Origin of the sequence: Spirosoma oryzicola (assembly GCF_021233055.1) — a bacterium.
Lineage (GTDB): Bacteria > Bacteroidota > Bacteroidia > Cytophagales > Spirosomataceae > Spirosoma > Spirosoma oryzicola.
On sequence record NZ_CP089538.1, the window covers coordinates 4905504 to 4917081 of the forward strand.

At 50.5% G+C, this 11578-nt stretch carries 9 protein-coding genes; 1 reads left to right on the forward strand and 8 read right to left on the reverse strand.

Going from position 1 to position 11578, the window contains the following annotated elements:
- Window positions 1-240 precede the first annotated feature (240 nt).
- The 5 genes from LQ777_RS20720 to LQ777_RS20740 all read right to left on the reverse strand — a co-directional run bounded on the left by LQ777_RS20720 (window position 241) and on the right by LQ777_RS20740 (window position 5349).
- Entirely contained in the window at window positions 241-765 is a 525-nt protein-coding gene (locus LQ777_RS20720) for a hypothetical protein (RefSeq protein WP_232559846.1), read from the reverse strand.
- Between the two features lie 105 nt (window positions 766-870).
- Entirely contained in the window at window positions 871-1407 is a 537-nt protein-coding gene (locus tag LQ777_RS20725; protein WP_232559847.1) for a hypothetical protein, read from the reverse strand.
- Window positions 1408-1446: 39 nt separating this feature from the next.
- Window positions 1447-2835: an alkaline phosphatase family protein gene (locus LQ777_RS20730; protein ID WP_232559848.1), complete on the reverse strand. Its 1389-nt coding sequence runs from the start codon at window positions 2833-2835 to the stop codon at window positions 1447-1449.
- Between the two features lie 106 nt (window positions 2836-2941).
- Window positions 2942-4183 carry a metabolite traffic protein EboE gene (gene eboE, locus LQ777_RS20735; protein ID WP_232559849.1) on the reverse strand — a complete coding sequence of 414 codons (1242 nt, stop codon included), beginning with the start codon at window positions 4181-4183 and terminating at the stop codon, window positions 2942-2944.
- Window positions 4180-5349 (reverse strand): 3-dehydroquinate synthase, encoded by a 1170-nt coding sequence (locus LQ777_RS20740; protein ID WP_232559850.1) that lies wholly within the window; start codon window positions 5347-5349, stop codon window positions 4180-4182. The genes eboE and LQ777_RS20740 overlap by 4 nt, the downstream gene beginning before the upstream one ends.
- A gap of 366 nt (window positions 5350-5715) precedes the next feature.
- Here LQ777_RS20740 and LQ777_RS20745 point away from each other — a divergent pair, with 366 nt between their 5' ends.
- A complete protein-coding gene (locus tag LQ777_RS20745) occupies window positions 5716-6468 on the forward strand; it encodes an SDR family NAD(P)-dependent oxidoreductase (protein WP_232562884.1) in 753 nt (250 codons plus the stop codon).
- Window positions 6469-7133: 665 nt separating this feature from the next.
- Here LQ777_RS20745 and LQ777_RS20750 read toward each other — a convergent pair.
- The 3 genes from LQ777_RS20750 to LQ777_RS20760 form a co-directional block, all read right to left on the reverse strand.
- A complete protein-coding gene (locus LQ777_RS20750) occupies window positions 7134-7598 on the reverse strand; it encodes a hypothetical protein (protein WP_232559851.1) in 465 nt (154 codons plus the stop codon).
- 248 nt (window positions 7599-7846) lie between these two features.
- Window positions 7847-10225, reverse strand: coding sequence for a family 78 glycoside hydrolase catalytic domain (locus LQ777_RS20755; protein ID WP_425276956.1), 2379 nt, complete (start codon window positions 10223-10225; stop codon window positions 7847-7849).
- Between the two features lie 186 nt (window positions 10226-10411).
- Window positions 10412-11416 carry a YpdA family putative bacillithiol disulfide reductase gene (locus tag LQ777_RS20760; RefSeq protein ID WP_232559852.1) on the reverse strand — a complete coding sequence of 335 codons (1005 nt, stop codon included), beginning with the start codon at window positions 11414-11416 and terminating at the stop codon, window positions 10412-10414.
- Window positions 11417-11578: the final 162 nt, after the last annotated feature.

Below are 11578 nucleotides of genomic sequence, written 5' to 3' on the forward strand. Positions count from 1 at the left end.
TACCAAAAGGATAGCAAAAGGCCATGCACAGTTTTTATTAACAGTGCATGGCTTTTAACTCGTATCTATGCGATGTAGATTTCTGTAGTCGGGATGTTTGGGTACAGACCGAAGTAATAGAAAGGATGTATCAATCGACTCGATAACGATTCAATTAGACACAGCGATAGGATGCGGCCAGGCTAAAACCCAACCACTACCGTATACGACTATAAAGCGCTAAATGATAATTAATCCTGGCTACTCCTCGTCCTCCTGCTTTTTGAGCGTCAGAATGACTTTACCATTTTCGATCAGCCGTGTTTTCAACACTTTTTGAGCAGGTACCGCCAAGAGCAGCATGGGCTGAACGGTGTATGACAACGGATTTTTCGTCAGGGTTGTGTCTGTCATCCGGATGTAGCGGACGGTCATCACCGAATCCTGGACGAATACCCTGCTGATGGACAACTTTGGCGGTTTGTTGGTGGCCGGTATTGAGATGCCGATAACTACTTCTCTGTTGAAATTCGGCATATCGGGGCGCTTGCTCATCGTAGTCGCCGGCTTGAATACTTTTTCGAACGCATCCGCCTTGTCGAATACAAACAGGGTCGGTTTCCCCTTGTTGACAGGCGCGTCATTGCTTAGAAAATATCCGTTCAGCATCCGGTATTTGAGCGTGACCTGTGCAAGCGTAATGAGGCTCAGAAAGAAGCAGAAGAGAAAAAAAACAGAACGAGAAGATACACGTAAACGGCGTTCGAAGAAGGCAAAAAACGACATACTACAGACTTTACTATACCACGGCAATATAGTTGTAACGTCTGATTACTGAAAGGCAGTATGTTCGTGACGATTAAAAAGATATTATTTCAACGGCAGCACCCCTTATTCAACCGGATTTCGGACGGTCATTCCGGCCACGTTAAAGCAGGAATTCTCATTATCGCTCTTGCATTCGAACAGATCAAACGCTTCGACGCCTTTGTCGAGCCGGTCGAAATACAAGACAAATGACAGTTTGGCGTCCTGCTTGATTTCGACGGTTTCCGGAGACGTTGGAATACCTTCCGTCTTCAACAATGCATACGTACGTTTTCCATCCGACGAAGCTAAAACGGCTTTCGGATTAAAGGAAATAGCGCTGGTACCCGCGTAATTAAAGTAGCGGTCGTCTTTGCTTTTGCCGTACGTAAGATAAAGCACCGTGTAGGTAGCCGTCAGGCGAATGTCCGTCACCCGAATGTCAGGGTCCTGTGAGTGACCAAGCCCACCGTGCGGATCAGGCAAAATGCGCGACTGAAGCGCGTACGTTGGCTGATTAGGCTGGTAATATTCAGCCCCATCAGCCGGAGCATTCACGCTTGGCAGCCGGTGCGAGGTACAGGCGGAGACGAGCAGAACAAGAGCGACGAGAGCTTTCATAGCTTTAATTTACGTTCTTCCGTCCGAATAACCAAGAACTCAACGGGTCTGTTTTTGGAGTACGCCTGCGGTCATAATTTTCCACAGCTGATCGTAAACGTCTACCGCCGACAGGTTGTTTCCCACGTTCTGACTGCTTACAAATACAGGATGATGTTCCCGCGCCGTCCCGATGCGGCCATGCGATCCTTTGACCAACGTAGCATCGAGTGAAATCACGTTCATCAGGTAGCGGAATCCAAGCAGTTTACGCCCTAATTTGTAACCCGCCTTTAATTTAATGAGTGGGTTGGTCTGATCCATAAACATCTCGACGGGGTCATAACCGGGCTTCTGGTGAATAGCAACCAACCGGGCGTAGTCCGGAGCGCGGGCATCGTCCAGCCAATAGTAATACGTAAACCAGCTATCGGCGTCAGCAACAACAACCAGATCGCCGGAGCGTTCGTGATCGATGTGGTACTCCTTCTGCTGCTCTTTGTCCAGGACCAACTCAACGCCCGGTGTGTTTTCCAGGATTGACCGCACTTTGCCGAACACATTTGGATCATTGATGTAGACGTGGGCAATCTGGTGATCGGGCGTTGCAAAGGCAGGCGAAGCACCCGCATCAAACAACTCCAATCCACGCTCTTCGCGGTAGCGAATCATCCCCGCTTCGCGCAGAATCCGATTGATGTGAATAGGCCGACTGACGTTCGTGATGCCGTATTCCGATAGCACGACAACTTCAGCGCCCTGTTTCTCATAATGCTGAATCAGATCCCGGCACACATCATCGATTTCGCGCAGGTCGTTCGCTATTTTCGAGAAATCCTGTCCGAATTTCTGCACGCAGTAATCCAGGTGCGGCAGGTAAATCAGCGTCAGCGTTGGATTGTGCCACTTATCGACGAGCATCGACGCATCGGCAATCCAGCGACTACTTTTTATCGTTGTCTGTGGCCCCCAGAACTGAAAGAGCGGAAATGTGCCAAGCTCTTTTTGAAGTTTGTCGCGCAGGTCGCCGGGCTGGGTGTAGCAGTCAGGGAGTTTGATACCATCCGATGGGTACTGCGGGCGGGGCGTCGCCGAAAAATCAGCGGTAGAGTACATGTTGTACCACCAGAACATTTTCGACACCGTGAAATTCGGGTCGATCTTTTTGGCACGCTCCCAAATTTTTTCGCCCGCAACAAGCTTGTTGGACTGCTTCCAGAATTTTACTTCTGAATCGATGCGGTCGTACCAGCCATTGCCAACGATACCGGTTTCACTGGGCCACTTTCCCGTTACATACGTAGATTGTACCGACGTTGTCAATGCTGGCAGCATCGGATCGATGGTAGCCTGGTGCTTACTGGCAAACCACTGTTTCAGAAAAGGCGTGTGTTCGCCAATCAGCGAATAAGACAACCCAACAACGTCGATTACTACAGTCTTTTTCATACGTGTAACCCGGACAAGCTATCCGGCAAGGAATTATGTGTGTGAATATACGTAGTGACTACCAGCCAGGATAGTCAGGGTACTTCGACTCAATTTATTGGTTTAACTACCCGACTCGGACTTCCAAATCACTTAACACCCACCGAATTTCGCGCTCGATAGAATCGACCAAATCCAGTTTCAGGGCTTCGGGCAATACGTCCCACGTGTACGTTTCTACCTCCATCTGATTCGTGAAAGGCCGATCCGTCAATAACCGTAGCACTTCACCGATATCATCTTGCGTAGATTGCAGAACTCCATAATCCGAAACGAACAGGGGAACGTGAAAATGTGCCCGCCATTCGGCATGGGTTTCGTCAAAGGCCGCTAAGGCTTCAGGCAGATCCTTGAACCGCAGGAGTTCGCCCGATTGCGTTCGTGCTACAACCTGGTGCAGATACGTGGGCTCGTTGAATTGCTCGAACGCTTGCCGAACCGCTGCCCGCCCTTCCGCATCAGCAGGAAACTGCGCTTTCAGGGCCGCACTAATCTGAATCTTACCGACGCGCAGTCCATACTCTTTAATTTTGGCGAGCACGTCAGCCGGTTGTTCGTATCCGACGGCAAAATGACAAACGTCGTAGCAGAGCCGGACATGTTCGCAGATACGAGCTTCGGCTTCCTCATCGGTCAAACCAAACTGCTCCGTCAATTGCTCGATACCCATCGGCAAAAGATAGTCCGTAAACCAGGCAATAAACTCGTCGCTTGTTTCGATAACACCGTCGGGTTCGGGTTCCAGATCGAGGTGCATTAGCCGGTCCGTTTGCTGCCGAAGCTTGATTAACTCAGCCACGACTTCGAGTACGTTCTGCGTCGTCTGGGAAAAGATGTAATCACGGGCCGCCGGTTGATCCCATTCGAACCAGTGCCGATACGATAAAGGCGACGTTGATACACCACCCTGAATAGCATTTCCCAGTTCATCAACGGGCAGCAGCACCGACAAAATCCGGAACAGGCGTTTGGTGTATTCAACCCGCGCTTCGGTTGTCCAGTCGGGCGTATGCACCTGATCTTTGACGACAGTATGATGAAATCCACCGAACGGAAAGCCGTTCATCGTGAACACATAACAATCGTTGTCGGCCAGCCAATGTTGAAAGGCAACCAGGTTTTCGAGCTTTTCCAGTTCTTCACTAGCCACATCGGACAGGCGCAACCCGATACCAAAGGGACCGTCGGGCGAAAGCCTTCGCTTTAGTTCAGGAACCGCCTGCTGTAGAGCATCAAAATGATCGGGCCAGGTTTCACCCGCGTGAATATTGGTGCAGTAACCAAGGTGCCCAAGCGTATTTAGCTTCATACGAGTTGCGATTCAGCCGTCGGCTCCTGCTCTTTTAAGGTGGCAATCGACCAGCGAACCTTTGCCGCATCGATCTCATGAACTTCTACGCCTTTTCCGATGCCCTGCAACAGCATGATGGTCAGCTGACCACCGAGATGTTCGCGAAATTCGGCTAATCCTTTCAAGACGCCTTTGCTTTCATCGGCATCGAGCATAGGCTGGTAAAGCGAAAAACCAAGCGTCCGCAATGTCTTGAGCACCCGGTTTGTATCCGCGTCGGTAAGCCAGCCAAGCTGCTGCGAGTACAGGCAGTCCATCGCAATACCAATGGCGACCGCTTCCCCGTGCCGCAATTCGAAATTAGTTAGCTGTTCCAGTTTATGGGCGCTCCAGTGTCCAAAATCCAGCGGACGCGACGAACCCATTTCAAACGGATCGCCCCCGGCAATGTGTTCCAGGTGCATTTCTGCGCAACGGTGAATCAGGTAATCCATCGTCTCCATGTCCCGAGCGGCCAGAGCTTCGGCGTTGCGTTCGATCCACTCGAAAAACAGAGTGTCTTTGATCAACGCCACTTTAATGGCTTCGGAGATACCAGCCCGCCAGTCGCGATCATCGAGTGTTATCAGAAAATCACGGTCATTGAAAACAGCCACGGGTGGCACGAACGTACCCAGAAAATTCTTTTTACCCCGGTAGTTAACGCTGTTCTTGACGCCAACGCCGGAATCGTTCTGCGACAAAACGGTCGTTGGAATACGAATGTGGCGAATACCCCGGTGCGAAATAGCCGCAGCATAGCCAACCATATCCAGGACCGAGCCGCCCCCAACAGCAACTATGTACGAATGCCGATCCACGCCATGACGGTCTACAGCATCCACCAGCTGTTCAACCAGCGCCGGGTCGTTTTTGGAAATTTCGCCACCCGGAATAACGATCAACTCGGGTACGAGTTCTACTCGATCAGTCAGTTGAGCAAAGTACGCTTTGATGTCCGTTAACAGATCAGGGTGCGCATCGGCAACGCCCGAATCGATAACAAAAAGAATCTTTTTTCGTAGTTCGCTGCTCTGTTGCGTAAAAAAATCGGCAAGTAGCGGATTGGTACTCTTGAAAAGCTTTTCGGTAAAAAAGACGTTGTACGTAAACCGAACCGCGAAGGACTGTTGCAGGTGGCTCATTTCATTAATATTCACTCTGACTATAAAATTCAAACTTACCAAATTAACAACAGTTTTGCCCAAAAAAGTCCATTGGTTGGCGCAGATATGGTGTTATTGCGTATCTAGTACACAGATATGTTTGCAGAGTAGCCTAGGGCAGCGTAACTCGTACGCACGGGGCGCCGAAATAAGAAGAGAAATCTCGCTTGATTATACCCGCTCGTAGAAGTCGTTCCAGGTGCGGGTATACGGTTTATCATGGCTTCCCAAATGCCAGCTGCCAGCAAAACAGCATAATCGAGACAGTCAAACAACCGTTTACTGAGCGAGTGGCGGCATGGACCCCGAGGATTCTATTAGCTTTGCACAAGACCTTACAACCGAATCAGTATGATTGCACTCATTACCGGCGCCACTTCGGGTATTGGCCGCGCTACTGCCGAAGCCTTCGCCGATCTTAATTATCACCTTATTTTGTGTGGCCGACGGCAAGAGCGTTTAGACGAACTGGAAGACGTTCTTGGCGCGCAGACCCCCGTTATAACGCTGGCGTTTGATGTACGGACACGGGATGAAGTTGAACAGGCGATCAGCACGCTTCCCACCGAATGGCAATCCATCGATATTCTGGTCAACAACGCTGGCAATGCGCATGGCCTCGCTCCTATCCAGGACGGCGACCCAAACGACTGGGATCAGATGATCGATGGTAATGTACAAGGGCTTTTGTACGTGTCAAAGGCCATTATTCCGGGTATGGTTCAGCGAAAGCGGGGCCACATTGTCAACATCAGTTCCATTGCTGGCAAAGAAACGTATGCCAACGGGGCTGTGTATTGCGCCAGTAAAGCAGCCGTAGAAGCCCTTAGCACCGGTATGAGGCTCGATCTCACCCAGCATGGCATAAAGGTGACGAATATTGCACCGGGGGCGGTCGAAACAGAATTCTCGATGGTACGCTTCAAAGGCGACAACGAACGGGCGGCAAAAGTATACGAAGGCTTTAAACCCCTAACTCCCATCGACATTGCTGACATAATCGTTTACGTAGTAACGGCCCCAGCCCATGTCACCATTGCCGACCTCACGATCCTGGCAGGTGCGCAAGCCTCAGCAACGACCATTTACCGAAAGTGATCATCTGCGCCTTATAGGAGCGAAAACGAATTAGTACGCCGGTCTTTTTGGGTTTTTACGAAAAATAAAACAACTAGCAGTCAACAGCTTACCTGACAATATGCTATAGTTGGAAGGGCTTATTCTAGTTTTTTCTAAAAATTTTTCTGGGTAAGCAATCTAAACTAACCACAGCGTACGTATATCTGTTCGATAACACTTTTCTTTTCATTAGGCCGTTCTTTCGAGAATGGTCTTTTTTTTTGACTCATTGTTGAGTGTTCAGATCCGGAAAGTAACTGAGACGGCGCTAGTAAGCTTTTTAACAGAATCTGGTAGCTTGTTCAATGGTGAGGTTCGGTTCTTGTTTGATCGAGCGAAAGTTTATAAGCTACCCAGGATAACTTCGTGTGGCAAGGTTGGACCACCGTGTCGGTTCTAAGAACCGCGTGGGCGGCCCCGCCGACACCACATCGCTTGTAACGCAATACTAATCGGTGAAGGCTGGATGGAATCGTCGCTTTTTAGCAAAAAAACCCGGCCTAAACCGGGCTTCCCTTGGTAGTGCACTTTAACACAGTGCCCACACACAGGCACAAGCGACTAACTGAACAGTTCCGAAAGTGTTTCTATAATTAGTGCCCTCTGTGCAGTTGCGGTTGTTTATTGATAGAACGGTAGTCAAATTAGGGAATGTTGTATTCCACCGTCGCCTGATCCAGCGTTTTGGCGTACCGATTCACCACTTCATCAAGGAACAGAAACGCACCATTACCAATCCCTCCTAATGACTCGTTGTTCACAAAGGGTTCATTTTCGTAGGTACTCCCGGCGTTACGCGAAGTTACCTGTCCTTTGAATACCACCACTCCGTTTTCCAGCGTGGCAGTTATTCGTATCTGAACGGGTTGTCGAATCGTTTTGAACTCCGTTACAGTCTGATACTGCGTTGTAATTGTTCCTTCCTCCTCGCTGGCTACTTCAATATCAAATCCGGCTTCTTCCAGATAAGCCTGAACCGACTCGAAAAGCGTCGAATCGGCTAATGTGGTCGTTACTTCGATCGCATCGGCCCCACTGGGAATCGTCTGCGCTTTTCCCGCAAATGAACGAAAGACAAACGCGATGGCTAAGCAGAAAAACAGCTTCATGATCGGACGGATGCAGAGCACCTTGTAAGTACGAATTTATTAGCACAGCCGGTTACAAAAAAAAACGCCCGGTCAATATGTCCAGGCGTTTCGATACCCACCGTAACTTGTAAGCCACAAAAATAGAAAAAACGGTGAATGTAAGGCAGGTCAGTAAAGCCCAAGCCCTTAATACAGGCTGTTTATTTCGGAACCGGTACCTTTTACTCCGTTTAAGTCACTCTGGCGGCAAAAAGGGGTTCTTAAATTTATAGACTTACGGCCTGCTTCCCCGCCTTGAGCGGCAGCGTTTTTCCTTTCCAGCGCAGTATACCCGTCAGGGTTGCGGGCAGAGTTATAGTACCGGTCAATCCACCCGTTGGCGTTTTTTGAAACTGTACCGCTATTTCGCCTAACGGATGCGGCATTCGTCCCTCCACATTAGTTAAATCTCCCAGGAACGGCTCAATGCGTACGGTTTTAAAACCCGGTTCAGCCGGTTTTATGCCGCAGGTCAACGACAGAAATTCGTATAAGGGTGATGCGCTCCAGGCGTGGCAGTCCGAACGCGTCGGTTCCGGATTTTCGGCAAAGGTGGTTAAGCCCATAGCCAGCATATCGCGCCAGGGTTTTAGCTGCGTCACAAACTGATCACCAAGACCTGCTTTTTTCAACGCTTCGAACAAATAGAATTTGAAGTAAAACGTAGCCTGCGTCAGGGAGGTATCGGTCATCACTTTTTGCAGGAGCGATGCCTGTTGCGCTGCGGGTACTGCATCCGTCAGTACGGCCAGAATATTCGCGTGCTGGCTAAAACTAGTTTTACCGGATTGTCCGGCAGCCGCAAGCGGAGTATCTGCCATCAGATTCCGGCCCGCGTCCCAGCATTGCGCATAGATCGCCTTATTCAGTTTACGGCCCAACTCGCGGTAATGTTCGGCCTGCTCGTTCTTGCCGTAATGCGCTAGCAAATCACCCGCCCGGAAGTAGGTGTATGCCTGTTGAAGCGATAAAATACTTGATCCACCTTTGCGCGCTCCCGCCGGAACACCACCGGCAATTTCATCACCCGCATTTTGCCACTTCGACCAGTCTACAAAATTCCACCATTCCAGCGGTCCGTTCAGGCCGGTTACCGCCAGTCGTTGCTCATGCCAGTTCAGAACTCCCATTATTCCGGGCAAAAATGATTTTACGAACGCATCGTCCTGGCGGTGCATCCAGTAATCGTGCACCATACAAACCCAGAACAACGAAAAGGTAGGAATCACCTGAAAATCGGCGGATGGGTAGCGGCTCTGCGTCAGCCCGTCGTTGAAGCGGCTGTGTTCATAGTCCATAATCGCTTTCCGCATTAGCCGGTCGTCGCCAGTTACGTACAGCGAAATCATCGATTGAATGCGCGTGTCGCCGGTATATTGCAGCTGTTCGTAGTACGGACAATCGTAGTAGTTCTCACCCGCACAAAGCCGGGCGGTGCGCCAACCGACGTTCCAGAGCGGTTTTAATGTCGTATCGCTGGCGGTAAACTGCGCTTTTTCTTCGAATGGATAGCCCGTAAACTGACCGACAAGGTCATCCAGAACCAGCGGTTTATCTTTTGTCTCAACCGTTAGTTGCAGGTAGCGGTAGGTGCGAAACCAGAGTGGGCGGAAGGTACGCCGATCTCCTCCATCGGCTACGAACTGATCATCGAAACCGCGCAACGTTCGACCCGTAATCTCGTTTCGATTGCCTTTCTGACCTTTCGCATCAATCAACGCTTCGGCGTAACTCAGCGTCACGGTTGTACCCTGCCCCTGGCTGACGGTTAATTCGGGATAAGCGTTGGTCAAATAACCCTGATCCAGCAGGAATACGGCTTTTGTATTGGCGGGAACGGTTACCGGCGCTTTACCTTGTAAAAAGGTATCGTCCATGCGCCCGTTTTCACTGCGCCGAACCGTCGCCAGCCGCAGCGGCTTTTCCTCCATCATCGGAATGGTGCGTGGCACAAGTCCCCAGTTGCCATCGGTTCCCAAACCACGTGGTTTAGTCGCAAAGCCAAGCGGTTTAGCAGCTACCCACGCTTTGTCATCGAAGTTGAGTTGTTCCCAGCCCCAGGGATAACGAGCCCCATCAACACGGTCACCGTCGCCCACAACGATGTAGGTACGTAATTTCGGAATGTCGTTTTTAATGGGCGAATACGCCAGATTGTGGAGTATCTTCCAGGAAGCATCGGTATTGGCTATCTTCTCCGCGTCGCCGTCACCCTGCAACAGAAACCCAAATTGATAGCTCATCTGCGCAAAGGGAGCGCCCTCACCCATGTACCACACCTGCGCAGCCAACACGTTGTTACCCGCCTGTAAGAAGGGAGCGAGATCGATGGTTTCGTAATTCCAGTTTTGGGTGTCACTTCGGGCGGGACCATGCGCAACGGCTTTCCCGTTCACGAACAACCGATAGCGATTGTCCGCCGACACATGAACCACGAAACGGGCGGGCTTTTGCGCTAAGTCGATCACTTTTCGCAAATGATAGATACCGTACTGCCGGGCGGGAGCAGTCGGGTGCAAAATCCAGCGGGCAGGCCAGTATTGATTGGTCCAGTTGGAGGCTGGCGTTTGAGCGATTAGCGAATTAGCCCAAAACGCCAATCCGATAGCTGAACTCAATAAACGGAGTACTCGAAAATGCAGATTCACACAAAACGTTTTCTTGCAAAGATAGAGCTTACGCTAGTTCGCCAAGCAAGTAAAAGCGGGTGTTTATCGGGCGTACCAGCATGCCGGTTATAGAGTCGTGGTTTTTGTGGTGTCGGTTGCTCACAACCGACACCACTGTTTCCATTAAATGCGCTGGATCAGTTCTTTTACCTGGTGTACCTCGCGGCCCATGATGTGGTCGATGATCGCCTGGGCGTGTTCACGACCGTTCTCAATAAAGACTTTTTCCGTAAAGACGCCAGCCATCACCGTACCGCAGACGTACAGCCCCGGAACGGTGGTTTCAAACGTTTCTTTGTCGTAAACCGGTACCTGCGTCACCGGATCAAGCTCGATACCACACCGACGAAGCAGTTCAGCGTCGGGGATATAGCCGGTTAACACCAGCACGAAGTCAGCGGGCAGCTGGGTTTCTTCGCCGGTTTTCAGATTGTTGATCGTTACTGTTTTCTCGTCAATCTGCGTCGCAACGGAGTCGAAGACGGTCTTAATCTTTCCTTCTTTGACCCGGTTTTTTACATCGGGTACAAGCCAGTATTTGACCGTAGTACGAAAATCTTCGCCCCGGTGAACAACCGTAATGTTTACGTCGTGCCGGTATAGTTCGAGAGCGGCTTCGACGGCGGAGTTCGACGCACCAATAATCACAACGTTAGTAAATGAGTATTTAAACGGCTCGTCGTAGTAATGCGATACGTGCGGCAGATCTTCGCCCGGAATACCCAACCAGCGCGGGCGGGTGAAGTAGCCCGTTGCCATGATTACTTTTCGAGCCTGGTACTGCTCGCCCGTGGTGGTCGAAACGGTGAATAGATCATCCTGTTTCTGAACGTCCCACACCTGCTGAAACAGTTGAAAATTCAGCTTAAAATAAGCCGCCACCTTCCGGTAGTACTGCAAGGCTTCATCGCGACCCGCTTTTACGCCCGAAATTGGAAAAGGTAGCCCGCCAATTTCAATATTTTCGGCGGTTGAGAAAAAGCGCATCCGTCGTGGATACTGCCGAATGGATTCCGTCAGGCTACCCATTTCCAGAATCAAATGACTCAGACCAGCTTTGGTTGCTTCAATTCCGGCTGCCAGCCCACAAGGGCCACCGCCAACGATAATCACATCGTACACTTGCATGTTCCGTAAAAATAAAATTCGGCTGTTTTCAGGACTTCTCCCTTATTTCTAACACGTAAAAACCCTCTCGCGGTTCCGGATGGTGGTGTCGGCTTTGAGAACCTGACCCCACCGTCCGGAACCGGATCAGTACCCGTATTGGTTGTGTTTCCTACACTCCCG

What these genes read in the sequence shown, in the direction of transcription:
- LQ777_RS20740 (WP_232559850.1), bottom strand. Translation starts at nt 5,349, where the DNA reads ATGAGCCACCTGCAACAGTCCTTCGCGGTTCGGTTTACGTACAACGTC.
- LQ777_RS20750 (WP_232559851.1), bottom strand. Translation starts at nt 7,598, where the DNA reads ATGAAGCTGTTTTTCTGCTTAGCCATCGCGTTTGTCTTTCGTTCATTT.
- LQ777_RS20725 (WP_232559847.1), bottom strand. Translation starts at nt 1,407, where the DNA reads ATGAAAGCTCTCGTCGCTCTTGTTCTGCTCGTCTCCGCCTGTACCTCG.
- LQ777_RS20730 (WP_232559848.1), bottom strand. Translation starts at nt 2,835, where the DNA reads ATGAAAAAGACTGTAGTAATCGACGTTGTTGGGTTGTCTTATTCGCTG.
- LQ777_RS20760 (WP_232559852.1), bottom strand. Translation starts at nt 11,416, where the DNA reads ATGCAAGTGTACGATGTGATTATCGTTGGCGGTGGCCCTTGTGGGCTG.
- LQ777_RS20720 (WP_232559846.1), bottom strand. Translation starts at nt 765, where the DNA reads ATGTCGTTTTTTGCCTTCTTCGAACGCCGTTTACGTGTATCTTCTCGT.
- eboE (WP_232559849.1), bottom strand. Translation starts at nt 4,183, where the DNA reads ATGAAGCTAAATACGCTTGGGCACCTTGGTTACTGCACCAATATTCAC.